Genomic DNA, 15656 nt, shown 5'->3' on the forward strand with positions numbered 1-15656 from the left:
CGCGTGAGAGCCTAGACAGGTGAGCATCCCAACGAGCACCGACGTCGTCGTGATCGGCGCCGGTTTCGCCGGCCTGACCGCAGCCCGCGCCCTGGTCCGGCTCGGACATGAGGTGGTGGTGCTGGAGGGCCGCGACCGCGTCGGCGGGCGCTCGTCGACCGCCACCATCGCCGACGTGCCGGTCGACCTCGGCGGGACGTTCGTCGGGCCCACCCAGGATGCGGTGCTGGCGTTGGCCGACGAACTCGGGTGCCGCACCGTGCCCACCTATGACCGTGGCAAGAACCTGATCCGGTGGCACGGCCGGGTGCGCTCGTACCGCAGCACCATCCCCCGCCTGTCGATGATGGAACTGTTCGACGTGTCCCGGATCCAGTGGCGCTTCGAGCGGCTCTGCCGGGCGATCCGGGTCAGTGAGCCGTGGAAGAGTGCGAACGCCCAGAAACTCGACGAACTCACCCTGGAACAGTGGCTGCGCTCGGCCGGCGCCAACGCCTCGACCCGCAACCTCATGGCGATCATGTCCCGGGTCACCTGGGGCGCCGAGCCCGACGAGGTGTCGATGCTGCACGCCGCCCGCTACGTCAAGGCGGCCGGCGGCCTGGACCGCATGCTGGATGTCCGCGACGGCGCCCAGCAGGACCGGTTTCCCGGTGGCACCCAACAGATCGCGGTCAAGATGGCCGATGAACTCGGAGACCGGGTGGTGCTCAACGCCCCCGTGAGCGGCATCGGACGTCGCCCCGACGGCACCGTGGCGGTGAGCTCGCCGGCCGGTGAGGTACTGGCACGGGCGGTGATCGTGGCGATCCCGCCTCAGCACCGGGCCGGTATCGAGTTCAACCCGCCACTGCCCAAGGTTTACACCGAGCTGGCCGAGCACTGGCCGCAGGGCAACCTCAGCAAGGCATACGCCGCCTATGACAAACCGTTCTGGCGCACCAACGGTTGTTCGGGCGAGGCGTTGTCCGACGAAGGGCCGGTGTTCATCACCTTCGACGTCAGCCCGGGTGACGGTGGTCCCGGCATTCTGTTGGGGTTCACCGATGCCCGCACGTTCGACCGGCTGTCACCGGACCAGCGACGCGAGCAGGCCCTGTCCGGGTTCGCCACGTTGTTCGGTGACGCCGCGCTACAGCCGATCGACTACATCGACCACTGTTGGAGCACAGAACAATTCGCGCCCGGCGGGCCGACCGCGGCAGTACCACCGGGATCGTGGACACAGTACGGCCGGTGGCTGCGCGAACCGGTGGACTCCATCCACTGGGCCGGCACCGAAACCGCCGACGAGTGGACCGGCTTCCTCGACGGCGCGGTCCGATCCGGGCAGCGCGCGGCCGCCGAAGTCGCGGCCCGGCTTACTGATTGACGGCGGGAGGCAACGCCACCGACTCGGCCAAGGCCCGCAATTGGGCGTTCACCTGAGACGGGCATTCCAGAATCGCGCAGTGGCCGCCGGGCATCTCGACGAAGGCGCTCAGATTCGGGGCGTCAGCGGCGATGCGGCGGGCGGCATTGATCGGCAGCAGCCGATCTTTGGCGCTACCGATCACGAGCGTCGGCACCGACAGGTTCTGCAGCGAGATATGTTGCGGTCCGAGGCTGTTGACCAGCGCCCTGGCCCAGCCGCCACGGCCGGCGGCGGGGGTCTCGGCGAACAGGCGATAGACGAACTCCGCCACCCACGGCTCCGCGTCGTGCCCCACCGCGAGGTGCGCGACGAGCCGCTTGTTGGGACGCTCGGTGATTCGGGGCACCCATGCGCCGCCGAACGTTCTGATCGCGGTGCCGCCGGCCCGGATACGCGTCGACGCCAGCGGTCCCGGGACCTGCAACAACTTCACGTCCCGCACGAGGTCCCCGGTGGTGGTGTTGATGAGCGCGACAGCGTCGGCGCGGGCCGCCACCCGGGCCGGGTAGCGCTGCGACCACGAGGTGATCGCGATACCGCCCATGGAATGTCCGGCGATGGTGGCCCGCTCGCCCGGCCTCAGCGTCGCGTCGAGTACCGCGTCGAGGTCGGCGGCGAGGTGATTGAGGCTGTACCGGCTCCGGCCGTGCGGGGTCTCGCTGAGGCCGTGCCCACGATGGTCGTAGGCGATGACCCGGTAGTCGGCCGCCAGGTCGGCGATCTGGTGGGCCCACACCCCGATGGCACACGTGATGCCGTGGGCCAGCACGATCGGGTGGCCGTCCTCAGGCCCGAACACCTCGGCATGCAACCGCACGCCGTCGACGGCGCGAACCTCGACAGCGCGTCCCGGTGGTAGCTGGGGAAGGGGCATGATCCTCCGATCGTGGCGTCGTTGCCGGGTGAAACCGAGGGTTTATGAGCTTACCGCGCCGGTGGTCAACACCGGTTTGACGACGTCAGCGGCCTTGGCGGCGGCCCAGGCCCGGTCGAAGTCGTCGAACGGGTAGCGGCTGACCATCTTGTCGAGTGGAAGTTCGCCACGTCGGTGCAGCGCGACCAGGCGCGGGATGAAGGTCTGCGGCTCGCTGTCGCCTTCCACCACGCCGCGCAAGGTCAGGCCCTTGCCCATGATGGCCGCGACGGGCAGGTCGGCCGTCAACGCGCCGAGCCCCAGCAGCGCCAGGGTGCCGCGCTCACGCAGCACCCCGACCGCAGCGGCCAGGACCTCGGGCCGGGCGGTGGTATCGACGGCCGCAGCCACTCCCCCGGTCAGTTCGTGCACCGCCGCGGCGGCGTCGCACGCGGTTGGGTCGACGGTGGCGGTGGCGCCCAATTCGGTTGCCAGCGTGCGCCTCTGCTCGATCGGGTCGACCGCGACGATGGTGCGGCACCCGGCGATCCGGGCTCCCATGACCGCCGAGAGCCCGACGGCGCCGGCCCCGAACACCACGAGCGCGTCCGCCGGTTGGGGCGCAACCACATTGAGCACGGCCCCGACGCCGGTCTGCACGCTGCAGCCCAGCGGCGCGGCCAGCGCGGGGTCGATCGGCTCGGGCAGCACCACCGCATTACGGCTGCCTGCGATCGCATAGGTGCAGAAGCTGGACTGGCCGAAGAATCCGCCGCCGACGGGGGCACCGTCGAGGTGCAGCGCGCCGCGGTTGCCACGCATGTTGAGGTCGGTCGAATGCTCGCAGTACGCCGGGGCGTCGGACCGGCAGTTGCCGCAGGCGCCACAGCTGGCGAACGTGAGAACGACCTGGTCACCGACCCGGTGCGCGGCGTCCGGCCCGACCTGGACCACGGTGCCCGCACCTTCGTGACCGAACACCATCGGCAGCTTGCGAAACCGCGCGGCCACGCTCACATCGGTGTGGCAGATACCCACCGCGTCGATGCGGACCAGCACCTCGTCACCGACGGGTTCGCGGATCTGGACGTCGGTGAGCTGTGGATCGGCTCCGGCGTCGAGCACCACCGCGGCGCGGGCGTTGAGCATCCGGTGATGCTAACCACCACTTGACACCTGTCACAATTGGCTGGCGACCCCACCAGAAGGAGACACCGATGCGTGCAGCACAGATCACCGCCCTCGACGGCCCCGACGCGGTGCGGGTGGCCGAGGTCGAGGAACCCAACGGCGACGACGGCACCGTGGTGATCGATGTCCATGCCGCCGGGGTCGCTTTCCCCGACGCCCTGCTCACTCGCGGGCTCTACCAGTACAAGCCGGACCTGCCGTTCACCCCGGGCGCCGAGGTCGCCGGCGTGGTGCGCAGCGCGCCTGCCGGCGCCCATGTCTCAGCCGGCGACCGCGTGCTCGGTCTGACCATGCTGTCCGGCGGCATGGCCGAGGTCGTGGCGCTGCCGGCCGAGCGGGTGTTCGCGCTGCCGGACTCGGTGTCGTTCGAGGCCGGCGCCGGCATCCTGTTCAACGACCTGACGGTGCAGTTCGCGTTGCGCACCCGCGGCAGGCTGGCCCACGGCGAGACCGTGCTGGTGCACGGCGCGGCCGGCGGCATCGGCACCTCGGCGCTGCGCCTGGCCCCGGCGCTGGGCGCCTCACGCACCATCGCGGTGGTGTCCACCGAGGAGAAGGCCGAGATCGCCAGGGCCGCAGGAGCATCGGATGTGGTGCTGGCCGACGGGTTCCGTGACGCGGTCAAGGAACTCACCGGCGGCCGCGGGGTGGATGTCGTCCTCGACCCGGTCGGCGGTGACCGCTTCACCGACTCCCTGCGATCACTCGCCGTCGGGGGGCGGTTGCTGGTCGTCGGCTTCACCGGCGGTGAGATCCCGACGGTCAAGGTCAACCGGCTGCTGCTCAACAACGTCGACGTGATCGGCGCGGGCTGGGGCGCCTGGACGTTCTCCCACCCGGGCTACCTGCAGGAGCAGTGGGCCGAACTGCAGCCGTTGCTGGCCTCCGGCGCGGTGCCCGCCCCGCAACCCGAGGTGTACCCGCTGGAGCAGGCCGCCCAGGCCATCGCGTCACTGGAAAACCGCAGCGCCAAAGGCAAAGTGGTCCTCAAACTCAGGTAGCCGTACTCACGGCAGCGCCCGGGCTGCGATCGCGGCAACCCGGTCGAGGGTGGCCCGCGGAACTCGGTCTCGGGCAGCTTGGGCGATGCCGCTCAGCGTGGACATCACGAACTGGGCCAGCGCCTGCGCATCGGTATCGGTCGGCACGTCCCCCGCCGCGATGTCCGCGCTGACCTTGTCGGCGAGCTCACCCGTCTTCTGACGACGGATGCGTTGCAGGGCGGCCCGCACGGCCGGATCGGCGGTGCCGTCGTCGCCGCTGACGATGAGACATCCGTTGGGCAGGCCGCGGCGGGTATAGCGGGCCGGAGCTTCGCGCAGAATGCGGGCGAAGGCCTCGCGGGCGGTCGGCTCTTCGCCCAACGCGGCGTTGATGAACCCGCCGTACCGCTCGTCGTAGACCTGCACCGCTTCGTTGAACAGACACTGTTTGTCCCCGAAAGCCGCGTAGATGCTGGGGATTCCGATACCCAGCGCACTGCTCAGATCGCGCGTGGACGTGGCTTCGTACCCGCGCTCCCAGAACAGCAGGATCGCCTTGTCCAGGGCCGCGTCACGATCGAATGAGCGGGGCCGTCCACGTACCGGGGTCACCCAGCCATTCTATAGCGACCGCTAGTTAATGTGCTAGCGTCGAATTTTGTATCGACCGCTAAAGAAAGGATGGCAACGTGCCCGCTCTGAACGGCAAGACCGCACTGGTGACCGGCGCCAGCCGGGGAATCGGCCGGGCCATCGCCCTTCGCCTGGCCCACGACGGCGCCCGGGTCGGCGTGCACTACGGCAGCCGCGCCGACGCCGCCGAACAGACCGTGCGGCAGATCGTCGAGGCCGGCGGCGAGGCCTTCGCGGTTCCGGCGGCACTCGGCGTCGCCGGCGACGCATCGCGACTCTGGGAGGCCTTCGACCGCCACGCCGACGGCCTCGACATCCTGGTGAACAATTCCGGGATACTGGGTGGGCGAATCGGTTTCGACGATCTCAACGAATCGACTTACGACGAGATCTTCGCGGTGAACACCCGCGCGCCGGTCTTCATCACCCAGCAGGGGCTGTCCCGGCTCCGCGACAACGGCCGCATCGTCAACATCTCGACGCGGTTCACCCACGGCGCCCGGATACCGGAACTGCTGGCCTACGCGATGTCCAAGGCCGCCCTCGACTCGTTCACCGCGACCCTGGCCAAACACGTTGCGCCGCGAGGTATCACGGTGAACGCGGTGGGACCGGGGAGCACCGACACCGACATGAACGCGGCCCGGCTGGCCTCTACGGAGGGCCGGGCGGCCGTGGCGGCACAGTCACCGTTGAACCGGGTCGCCCAGCCGGACGACGTCGCCGATATCGTCGCGTTCCTGGCCTCCGGGGATTCCCGGTGGGTGACCGGCCAGTGGATCGACGCCAGCGGAGGGTCGATGCTCTGATGCCAGTTGCGATCTGGATCATCGGTGCCGCGATATTCGCCCAGGGCACAAGCGAACTCATGCTGGCCGGCCTGCTTCCCGAGATGTCGGCCGATCTCGGCGTGACGATTCCACAAGCCGGGCTGCTGGTATCGGTGTTCGCGCTCGGCATGCTGATCGGCGCTCCCGTCCTCGCCGTCGTCACCCTGCGCTGGCCGCGCCGACGGGCCCTGCTGGCATTCCTGGCGATCTTCGTCCTGGCGCACGTCGCCGGTGCGCTCACCGATTCCTACTCGGTGCTGGTGGCGGTCAGATTCGTCGCGGCTTTCGTCTACGCCGGCTTCTGGGCCGTCGGCGCGGGTACCGCGATGTCACTGGTCTCCCCCGACCGGCGCGGGCGCGCGATGAGCGTCGTCGCCGGTGGACTCACGGTCGCCACGGTGATCGGGCTGCCCGCGGGCACCTGGATCGGTCAGAATCTGGGCTGGCGCGGCGCATTCTGGGCCGTCGCCGCCATGTCCACCCTGGCCGCGGGCGCCGTGCTGGCCGCTGTCCCGACGGCACGCCCCGCCACCGCGCCACGGATGGCCGACGAGTTGCGCGGGCTGGCCGTGCCCCGGCTGTGGTTGTCCTATGCCATGACCGCGGTCAGCACCGCGGCACTGCTCGGCACCTTCACCTATCTCGGCGCCATGCTGATCACAACCAGCGGCCTGGGGTCCGGGTGGGTGCCGCTGGTGCTGCTCGGCTACGGCGTCGGCGCACTGACCGGGATGGCGGCGGGCGGCTACGCGGCCGACCGATGGCCGCGCGGGGTACTGCTGATCGGATTCACCGCGTTGTGCGCCGTGCTGGTCGCGATCGCGATCGTCAGCCACCATGCGCTGCCGGTCGGCGCGCTCAGCGTGCTGCTCGGGCTGGCCGGTTTCGGGACGAACCCGGCGCTGAATTCGCGGGTCTTCGCCCTGGGCGCGTCCGCCCCGACGCTGACCGCGGCCGGCACCACCTCCGCGTTCAACGTCGGGATCGCCCTCGGACCGTGGCTGGCCGGAATGGCCCTGACCGCCGGGGCGGGCTACCCGGTGGTGCCGTGGATCGGCGCCGGACTGGCCGTCGTCGCTCTGATGCTGTTCGCCGTGGATGCCGCGCTGGCTCGGGGTCACCGGGCCGTCGCACGGCCACAGCCCAGCGTGCCGTGCCCGACCTGACCCACGGTCCGCGGAATAGCGGCGAGGCGCCCGGTGTTGCGGGGTGCGTGACTGAACATGCCGAATTGAGCCCGACCGACTGGGTACGCGACCAGACCCAGCGCATCCTGGAACAAGGCACCACCGAGGGCATCGAGGTGCTGGACCGCCCCATCGTGCTGTTCACGACGACGGGCGCCAAGTCCGGCAAGAAGCGGTATGTACCGCTGATGCGCGTCGAGGAGAACGGCCGCTACGCGATGGTGGCCTCCAAGGGTGGCGCCCCGGAGCACCCGTCCTGGTACTTCAACGTCAAGGCCAACCCGGCCGTGACGGTGCAGGACGGCGACAAGACGTCGTCGCTGACCGCTCGCGAACTGGACGGCGACGAGCGCGAGCACTGGTGGAAGCTGGCCGTCAAGGCCTACCCGCCGTACGCCGAGTACCAGACGAACACCGACCGACAGATTCCGGTCTTCGTCGTCGAGTGACGCGTCACCACCAGCCGAGGGCGTCGGACATCTGCCGCGCCAGCTCGGTGGTGAGGGTGCGGACATAGGCCGCCGAGAGGTGATGGGCATCGTGGTACACGAGCACATTGCCCTCGACGGCACGGCAGATCGTCGGGCGGCACACCGCATCGGTGAGGTCGAGTGCCTTCATCAGCGGATAGTCGGCCAGATGGTCGAGGGTGGGATTGCGGTCGGCGAGGGCTTCGTCGCGCGGCAACCCACAGGATTCGGCGTCGCCGCCTCTGGACAGGCAGTCGACCGGCGAGAAGAACCATCCGTCCCGGATCATCCAGGGCGTGTCACGCATGCCGAGCATCGGAATCCCGTTGGCGGACAGCTCATCCCAGATCCCGAGGTAGTAGTCGGGCACATAATCGCCCGGGCTGTTGAGGATCGGGCGCGTCGAGGTGAAGAACACATAATCCGGCCGGTCCGCGATGATCTGCGCCAGCGCGTTGTCCGACCAGGTACGGCAGGACGGATACGGCTCGAAGGATCCCGCGATGATGGGCAGCCGCTTGGTGGTCAGCGGGCAGCCGAACTTCAAGTAGGTGGTCACCTTGAAGCCGTGTTGACGCCCGATCTGGTGCAGCGCGGTCAGCCAGTGCTCTGAATGCGACCCACCGGCCAGCGCGATCGTGTGGGCCCCCTTGGGGTCTCCGTATACGCAGGTGATGACCTCGGCACCGGTGAATCCGGTGACGCAATGGTCGACCGCTGACGGTGGAATGTCGTCGTCGGCCTCCAACGCGCTCGGGCGCATCGGCAGCTTGGCGACCGGCCGGTTCTCGATGAGCGCCTGCGCGCCCGGATAGTCGCGGATCGAGAGCATGCCGAGTTCGGCACCGCTGGCGCGGGCGCGGGCGACATGCCCCTGCCACATCAGCGACGTCGCCACCAGCACCACCGCCACGAGCACCACCACTGCGCCCGACACCACTCGCAGGCCCGGCCCCCGACGCCACGGCAGCTGAGCCCATCGCGCGGTGAGCGTCGCCAACGCCCCCACGGCCAGCATGATCACGATGCCATCGGCCAGGCCGACCGCATCGTCGTTGATGGTCGCCAGCCAGAAGATCAGCAGGGGCCAGTGCCACAGATACAGCGGATAGGCCGCCGCCCCGATGGCGACCAGCGGGGCGCTGCACAGGAATTCGTTCGCCCTGGGCGACGTCCCCTGGGCTGCACCGACGATCACCAGCACCGTCGCCGCGACCGGAATCAATGTCCAGATGCCCGGCGACTGCACGGCCCGGCCGGTGAGCACGCCGCACACCAGGATCGCCACCAGGCCGGTCGCTGCCGCACCGGCCCGCAACCAGCCAGGCCACCGGGTCAGCCTCGCCGGGCCCGCGACCAGCGCCGCGGCCAACACACCGACCAGCAGCTCCCAGGCGCGCGCCGCAGTGCTGTAGTAGGCGAGCATCGGATTGTCTGCCTGGGTCGTGATCGCGTAGTACAGCGATGCCGCCGCCGCGATACCCGACACGGCGACCAGGCTCGTGCGTCGCGCGCCGCGACCCCGACGCACCGTCACCGCGAGAACGACACCGGCGAGCACGAAGAACGCGAGCGCGAACTGGCCCAGCACCGAGACGGCCCACAGGTGATGCAGCGGGGTGACCGTCTCACCGGCCTGCACATAGTCGTCCGCCGAGCCGAGCAACTCCCAGTTCTGATAGAAGCCCAGACCCGCCAGCGTCTGGTCGGCGAAAGCCTCCCACCGGGTCTCCGGTTGCACGAGCACGGTGAGCACCGCACTCACGACCACCACCAGAACCAGCGGCGGCACCAACCAGCGCACCACCCGCCCGAACTCGGCGGCCAGGATTCTCGGGCTCGCCGTACCGATGTCGCGAAGAACCCGACCGCCGATGAAGAAGCCGGAGAGCACCAGCAGGACATCCATCCCACCGGGTGCCCGGCCGAACCAGAGATGGCAGACGACGACCATCACGGCGGCGACGCCACTCAGCCCGATCAGGTCATCACGCACCCGCCGCCGGACAACGGGAACGCGAACCAGATCGCCAACAATCGCCTGCACGCTGAACTTCCCCTGGGCTGTATTCGCCGGTCATCGACGACGAGAACACCTGGGGCCACGCCGTTCGTCGACCGAGCATAGGCCACCGCGACGGGCGGTCACCTCCGGCGTCCAGGCGCCACGAAGCGCCAAAGCGGACGGACTCCGATGCCCTCAGCCCGGCCGGCGAGACTCCAGCAGCTGCCACGCCCTGAGCGCCAGCCAGAGCTGGGCCCGGGTATCGGCCGATTCCAGGTCGTCACCCAACAACTGGCAGATGCGTCGCATCCGGTTGCGCATGGTATGGCGATGGACCGCGAGCTCGGCGGCCGCGGCTTCCATCTGGCCGTTGCGTCCGAGGAACGCAGCCAGCGTCGGGATCAGCTCGTCCCCACCGGCCAGCGCATCCAACGGCGCGGCCAGAACGCGAAGTTCGGCGGCGCTGCGGCCGTCGAGCAGCACCCCCATCGGGCTGAGCTCGCCGAACTCGCTGAACCGCCCGGCGCCGGAGTGGGCCGCGATGCGGGCCTGCTCCAGAGCCGTCTGCACCTCTGACAGACGGCTCGGAAGACTCATCCCGCCGCCGATCGTCAGGCCTGTCTGCCGCTCGAGCTCCTCGACGACGGTGCGGATGCGGCGTCGGCTCCCGGCCGCCGGAACCACGATCACGATCTCCTCGCCCGTCGGTGCCATCAGAAACGTGGTCAGCACCCGGCCCAGCACATGCTCGGCCGCCAACAACGGCCCCGCTCCGGTGAACGACGCCGCGACTACGTCGCTATCAGGCTCGAAACCGAAGTAGCGCAACACCGCATCGTCGACGCCACCCGACCCGGCGAGCATCTCGCGGGTGACCGCGATCCGCAGCAGCTGCTCGGCGTCGACCACCCGGGCCGGCTTCTCGATCGCAATCGAGATGAGCGACACCGCATGTGCGACCAGGAGGCGGTCGGCGTTCGACATCGCGGCGGACGTGCGCACCGCGAGCCGCCCGCGTACCGGCTGGGCGGCACGCAGATTCTGGATCGTGACGTAGGCATCCCCGTCCGCGGTGACATGGGCACCGCGCCGGCCCGCGGTGCCGGCTTGCTCGCCGAGCACGGCGATCAGCCGCTCCTGCGCACCGCCTGCGGCCGCCAGCACCGTGGCGTCGGTGTCGACCACCACCACCGTCGCCGACAGAGCGTCGGCCAGGGCGCCGACCACCCCCGGAATGCCACCACGCAATGTGGCGCGGGCCAGCACCTCCTGAGCGTCGACCACGCGCTGCACCGAGCGCAGTTCGTCGGCCCTGAGCGCATCGATCACCACCCGCGCGATCGCGATGAACGGGGTCGACGGCGGCACCTCCAGCACCGGCAGTCCGAATTCGTCACCGGCTGCCCGCACCGCAGGTGGCACATAGGCGAGCGTGGTGCCGGTGTCGATGGCCAGCGCCGCCGTGCCGGCCGCGGCCAGGCGCGCGACATAGGCGGATTGCGCGGCGTCGTCGGCACCGATGTTGATGCCCGTCGTCATCACCAACTCACCACCGGCCAGGTACGGCGTCGGATCGCTCAGTTCGATCGCATGCGCCCAGGAGATCTCGCGGTCGGCGCCGAGCGCCCCGGCCACCACGACAAGGCCTAGGCTGTCGACCTCGGACAGGTCCCGCACCGTGAGCGCCACAGAAGCAGTCTTACTCCTTTTCGGCGGTCGCCGGCATCACCCCGAGCACGCGCCTGTGACGGCAGGCACTCCTCTGCGACCAAACGGCTTGAGCTGTAGTCAAACTCACACTCTAAGAATTGGTTTTAATCAACGCCGAGCGGGAGCATGGAGGCATCCCTTTCTTCGGGCGATCCCCGATGTGTGGATGTAGAAACAAACGAGTACCCGTGATCCGGGGCACTTTCAAGGAGTGAGAAGTATGTCGTTCGCACAATTCCGTGCAAACCAGAAGCGGGCCAACATGCGGCGCCGCATCTACGCGCGGATCAACGAACTGCCCGACTCGTCGGTGCGCGAAGAGTTGATCGCAGTCGTCCAGCGGCACGAGCTTCAGGATGCACATCACTGAAATGACGATCCCGCTGTACAGAGCCGGTGGCCCCAAGGCCTCCGGCTCTGTTGTTTTCGGCGGTCAGATCGGTTAGCCGCGGCCGAAGTACGGCATGGCCCGAGCCATCACGGTCAGGGAAGGAACCGACACCTCCAGCGGCAGTTCGACGAGGTGCGCGACGGCGCGGGCCACATGCTCGACGTCGAAAGTCGGCTCAGCCGCGAGGCTTCCATCGGCCTGCAAGGTCTGATGGCTGAATCCGGCGGTCATGTCCGTCGCGGCATTGCCGATGTCGATCTGGGTGACACAGATGTCGATATCGCGCAGATCCAACAACATTGACGCGGTCAGCCCACTCATCGCGTGCTTGGTGACGGTGTAGGCCAGGCTCTTGGGGCGGGGCCGGTGCGCCGAGATCGATCCGTTGTTGATGATCCGGCCGCCCCTTGGCAGCTGAGCCGCCATGACACGCGCGGCTTCCCTGGCGCAGAACACCGCGCCGTCGACGTTGGTGCGCCACGTGGAATGCCACTGCTCGTCGTCGATGTCGGCGATCGACGCCGACGGTCCGAATACCCCGGCGTTGTTGAACAGCACGTCGACGCGTCCGAATGTCGACACCGTATCGGCGAACAGCGCCTGCACCGAGGCTGAATCCGTGACGTCGGTCGGGACGACGCGGGCATTCGGGTTCCCGTCGGCGACGGCCCTCAGCGGCTCGGGGCGACGCCCCGACAGCACCACCCGATGGCCTGCCCCCAACAGGACCCGAGCCGTTGCGCCGCCGATACCGCTACCCGCACCCGTGATGACCACGACCTTCTGGTCTTTCTGCACGGGTTCGATTGTGCCCGACCTCGCCTCAGCGCATCCGGGATCGCCGATTGCGCTGAGGCGAGGGAGTTCAGTTGAGCAGGTAAAGGCCTACCGTGCCACCGTCATTCACGGCATAGACGGCTTCACCCGGGCCGGCGCCGGCAGCGTTGGCCGCGGCCACCGCCGACGGAGCGTCGGCGTGATTGCCGGTCCAGTGCCATGCGCGACCGCCGGTGCCGGTGTGGTTGTCGAATATATAGAGGCCGACGGTCCCGCCGTCGTTGACCTCGAAGATCGCCTCACCGGGCCCTGCTCCCGATGCGGTGGCCGCAGCCGCCGCCGATGGTGCGTCCCCGTGATTGCCAGTCCATCTCCAGCTCATGTTGAACTCCTGTGTCGAGTGCCGATGCGCCCGTGGTCGATGGGCACATCCACTGTCGGCCGCGGTCACGGCGTCGCGCACGCGTAGTGCACTACTCGACTGGGATCCGGAGCTAATGCGTCGGCGTACCGCCCGCGGGACTCGGGCGCGGCGCGGTGAAGAACGCCGCCACCACGGCGATCACGCTGATCATCGCCGCGACCGTGAATGCCGCATGGACACCCGGTAGATCCGGGGCCCCGCCCGATTGGGACGCCTTCGTCATGACCGTCACGAACAAGGCGGTTCCGGCCGCGCCCGCAACCTGTTGCAGCGTCGTCAAGATGGCACTGCCGTGTGAATAGAACCGGTCGGGCAGAACGCCGAGCGCGTCAGTCATCAACGGGGTGAACATCATCGACAGGCCCACCATCATGATCGTCTGCAGCACAACCAGTTCCCACACGGGAGACGCCGCCGACAGCAGGGTGAATCCCCACAGTGATGCGCACAGCAGCAGCGAACCGGGCACGACGAGCACCCTGGCACCGTGCCGGTCATACGCCCGCCCGACCAGCGGACCGGCCAACCCCATCAGCAGCCCACCCGGCAGGGTCGCCAATCCGGCGACCAACGCGCTCTGCTTCAACACGTCCTGGACGTACAGCGGCACCATGATGATGGCGCCGAACAACCCCATGAACCCGAGGATCACCAGGCCCAGCGACACCGAGAACCGGCGATACGTGAACGGGCGCAGGTCGAGGAACGCGCGGTCGCGTCGCTGCAGTTGGATCTGCCGCGCACCGAACAGCACCATCGCCACCGCACCCACCGTCATCGGCACCCACGCCGGTAGCGACTGCTGACCGTGGGCCGCCTCACCCATCAGCGACAGCCCGAACACCAAGCCCGCGAACGCAACCGCCGAAAGCGGTACCGAGACCGGATCGATCGGCGTCGGTTCCTCTCGCTCATCGTCGACGCGCAGCCAGGCCAGACCGGCGCTGAGCGCCACCAGCGCGATGGGCAGCACGATCCAGAACATCCAGCGCCAGTCGAGCGAGCCCAGGATGAACCCGGACAGCGTGGGACCGATCGCCGGAGCTACCGCGATGACGATCGAGATGGTGCCCATCATCTGGCCGCGCCGATCGGCCGGGATCAACGTCATGACCGTCGTCATCAGCAGCGGCATCATCACAGCGGTCCCGCACGCCTGCACGATCCGCCCGACCAGCAGCACCGCGAACCCCGGGGCCAGCGCGGCGATCAGGGTGCCGGTGCAGAACAACGCCATCGACGCCAGGTAGATGCTCCGTACCGGGTAGCGCTGCAGCAGCGATCCGGACATCGGGATCACCACGGCCATCGTCAACAGGAAGCCACTGGTCAGCCATTGCGCCGTGCTCGCGGAGATGTCCAGGTCCACGATCAGCGCGGGCAGTGCCACGCTCATGATCGTCTCGTTGAGGATCATCACGAACGCCGAGCCCACCAGCAGCGCGATGATGACGTTGGCGCTCGCCTGGGTACGCGGTTGCGTCGCGATCTCCCCCGTGCTCGGGCCCGTACTCATTACCTCTCCCCTGTCTCCCCCGAGACTTCGTTTGCGCAGCCACCCAGGGTAGGTGGGGCACCCGACATCAGGGAAACCGGTTTTTGCTGCGGTGGTCGCGTCGCGGGAAATTAACGCAGACAGAAATTGAGTAGTGGACTACTACAGACTTCGCGCCGGCCGGACGAAAGCATCGGGCAATGACGATCATCGACGAAGCACCGCACCTCGACAGCGCCATCCCGTCATTCCCACTCGCCACCAACGGGACGCCGCATCCACTTGCCCTCACGACAGCGAGTTTCAAGGCGGCGATGTCGGCCGCGGACCGACTGATCATCGACGGTCGTGCCACTCGCGACGACGTGCAGGCCCGAGTTATCGCCGCCTGCAATGCCCTATCCGACCAGATCCGGGTCCACCTGTGTGCCGGTGCCCCTGACGCCGACGAGCTGGGCGCGTTCGTGCACCGGGAGACCTACCCGTATCTGGGGCTGAGCACTCTGATCGACCGCTCCTACGCCAAGCCCCGCGGGTACGCGGGTGACTATCTGACGTTGCAGATGGTGTACGACGACCAGCCGGACGGTGTGCGCCGACTCGGCCCGTACATCGACCGGTGGTTTCTCGGCATACCCGCCTCGTGCGCGGTGAAGAACCGACGAAAACTGTTGCGCGACATCATTTTCGACACCGCGCAGCATTGCCACGACCGGCCCGCTGCGATCACGAGCCTGGCCTGCGGGCCGGCCAGGGAGATCTTCGACATCTTCGGCCAGACGCAGTACCCGGACATCATCGCCACCTGCCTGGACATCGACGACCAGGCATTGGGCTATGCCAAGGGCGTCGCGCACAACGCCGGTGTGACGGGGCGAGTTGCGTTCGTACAAGCCAACATCGTCAAGGTCGCGCTGGGACGTCAAACCCTCGAGCTGGGCGATCAGGATCTGGTGTATTCGATCGGCCTCATCGATTATCTGGCCGATCATCTCGTGGTGAAGCTGCTGGACTGGATCTACCATCACCTGCGCCCGGGCGGGACAGCGCTGGTCGGGAACTTCGATATCGACAATCCCGATCGGGCCTTCATGGACCACCTGCTCGACTGGAAACTGATCCACCGCTCACCACAGGACTTGGAAGACCTGTTCGCGCAGTCGAAGTTCGCGGGCGCGCCCGTCGAGGTGCGACGCGAAGCCACCGGGATCAACCTGTTCGCCTCGGCCAGCCGGCCAGTGAATGAGATGTCCAATCCTGGTTCGCGCGGCCACAAGCGGGTTTAGGGTCGAA

The 15656-nt window shown here is 68.4% G+C and carries 15 protein-coding genes; 7 read left to right on the forward strand and 8 right to left on the reverse strand.

The genetic code is table 11. The annotated features are described in order from the left end of the window. Positions 1 to 19 precede the first annotated feature (19 nt). A complete protein-coding gene (locus G6N57_RS27260; RefSeq protein ID WP_077743629.1) occupies positions 20 to 1372 on the forward strand; it encodes a flavin monoamine oxidase family protein in 1353 nt (450 codons plus the stop codon). On the opposite strand, the gene G6N57_RS27265 is transcribed toward G6N57_RS27260, so the two are convergent. Next, on the reverse strand, positions 1362 to 2288 hold the full coding sequence (locus G6N57_RS27265) for an alpha/beta fold hydrolase (protein ID WP_077743628.1): 927 nt from the start codon (positions 2286 to 2288) through the stop codon (positions 1362 to 1364). The genes G6N57_RS27260 and G6N57_RS27265 overlap by 11 nt on opposite strands. A 42-nt stretch (positions 2289 to 2330) precedes the next feature. Further along, positions 2331 to 3416, reverse strand: a complete 1086-nt coding sequence (locus G6N57_RS27270) for an NAD(P)-dependent alcohol dehydrogenase (RefSeq protein WP_077743627.1) — start codon at positions 3414 to 3416, stop codon at positions 2331 to 2333. Positions 3417 to 3484: 68 nt separating this feature from the next. On the opposite strand from G6N57_RS27270, the gene G6N57_RS27275 reads away from it, so the two are divergent. Next, on the forward strand, positions 3485 to 4459 hold the full coding sequence (locus G6N57_RS27275; RefSeq protein WP_077743626.1) for an NADPH:quinone oxidoreductase family protein: 975 nt from the start codon (positions 3485 to 3487) through the stop codon (positions 4457 to 4459). 6 nt (positions 4460 to 4465) lie between these two features. Here the strand turns inward: G6N57_RS27275 and G6N57_RS27280 are convergent, their stop codons facing one another. Further along, entirely contained in the window at positions 4466 to 5053 is a 588-nt protein-coding gene (locus G6N57_RS27280) for a TetR/AcrR family transcriptional regulator (protein ID WP_077743625.1), read from the reverse strand. A 77-nt stretch (positions 5054 to 5130) separates the two neighbouring features. Here G6N57_RS27280 and G6N57_RS27285 point away from each other — a divergent pair, with 77 nt between their 5' ends. From G6N57_RS27285 to G6N57_RS27295, 3 genes are read left to right on the forward strand one after another with little or no spacing between them, the layout of a single operon-like run. After that, a complete protein-coding gene (locus G6N57_RS27285; protein WP_077743624.1) occupies positions 5131 to 5883 on the forward strand; it encodes an SDR family oxidoreductase in 753 nt (250 codons plus the stop codon). Then, positions 5883 to 7070, forward strand: coding sequence for a Cmx/CmrA family chloramphenicol efflux MFS transporter (locus tag G6N57_RS27290; RefSeq protein ID WP_097926516.1), 1188 nt, complete (start codon positions 5883 to 5885; stop codon positions 7068 to 7070). Before G6N57_RS27285 ends, G6N57_RS27290 begins: the two co-directional genes overlap by 1 nt. A 47-nt stretch (positions 7071 to 7117) precedes the next feature. Then, positions 7118 to 7540: a nitroreductase family deazaflavin-dependent oxidoreductase gene (locus G6N57_RS27295; RefSeq protein ID WP_077743881.1), complete on the forward strand. Its 423-nt coding sequence runs from the start codon at positions 7118 to 7120 to the stop codon at positions 7538 to 7540. Between the two features lie 4 nt (positions 7541 to 7544). Here the strand turns inward: G6N57_RS27295 and G6N57_RS27300 are convergent, their stop codons facing one another. Both G6N57_RS27300 and G6N57_RS27305 read right to left on the reverse strand, forming a co-directional pair. After that, a complete protein-coding gene (locus G6N57_RS27300; RefSeq protein WP_077743622.1) occupies positions 7545 to 9608 on the reverse strand; it encodes an acyltransferase family protein in 2064 nt (687 codons plus the stop codon). A gap of 153 nt (positions 9609 to 9761) precedes the next feature. Beyond that, positions 9762 to 11255, reverse strand: coding sequence for a PucR family transcriptional regulator (locus tag G6N57_RS27305; RefSeq protein ID WP_077743621.1), 1494 nt, complete (start codon positions 11253 to 11255; stop codon positions 9762 to 9764). A gap of 241 nt (positions 11256 to 11496) precedes the next feature. On the opposite strand from G6N57_RS27305, the gene G6N57_RS31735 reads away from it, so the two are divergent. Beyond that, entirely contained in the window at positions 11497 to 11646 is a 150-nt protein-coding gene (locus G6N57_RS31735; protein ID WP_097926517.1) for a hypothetical protein, read from the forward strand. Between the two features lie 72 nt (positions 11647 to 11718). On the opposite strand, the gene G6N57_RS27310 is transcribed toward G6N57_RS31735, so the two are convergent. From G6N57_RS27310 to G6N57_RS27320, 3 genes are all read right to left on the reverse strand, one after another. Further along, the gene (locus G6N57_RS27310) at positions 11719 to 12465 is read right to left on the reverse strand and encodes an SDR family oxidoreductase (RefSeq protein ID WP_097926518.1); all 747 of its coding nucleotides are present in this window, start codon (positions 12463 to 12465) and stop codon (positions 11719 to 11721) included. Between the two features lie 67 nt (positions 12466 to 12532). Then, positions 12533 to 12826 carry a hypothetical protein gene (locus tag G6N57_RS27315; RefSeq protein WP_075921447.1) on the reverse strand — a complete coding sequence of 98 codons (294 nt, stop codon included), beginning with the start codon at positions 12824 to 12826 and terminating at the stop codon, positions 12533 to 12535. 112 nt (positions 12827 to 12938) lie between these two features. After that, positions 12939 to 14384, reverse strand: a complete 1446-nt coding sequence (locus G6N57_RS27320) for a DHA2 family efflux MFS transporter permease subunit (protein ID WP_077743619.1) — start codon at positions 14382 to 14384, stop codon at positions 12939 to 12941. Positions 14385 to 14563: 179 nt separating this feature from the next. Here G6N57_RS27320 and G6N57_RS27325 point away from each other — a divergent pair, with 179 nt between their 5' ends. Continuing rightward, complete coding sequence (locus G6N57_RS27325; RefSeq protein ID WP_077743618.1) at positions 14564 to 15649, forward strand: class I SAM-dependent methyltransferase; 1086 nt, start codon at positions 14564 to 14566, stop codon at positions 15647 to 15649. The last annotated feature ends 7 nt before the right edge of the window (positions 15650 to 15656 follow it).

Source organism: Mycolicibacterium boenickei (genome assembly GCF_010731295.1).
Lineage (GTDB): Bacteria > Actinomycetota > Actinomycetes > Mycobacteriales > Mycobacteriaceae > Mycobacterium > Mycobacterium boenickei.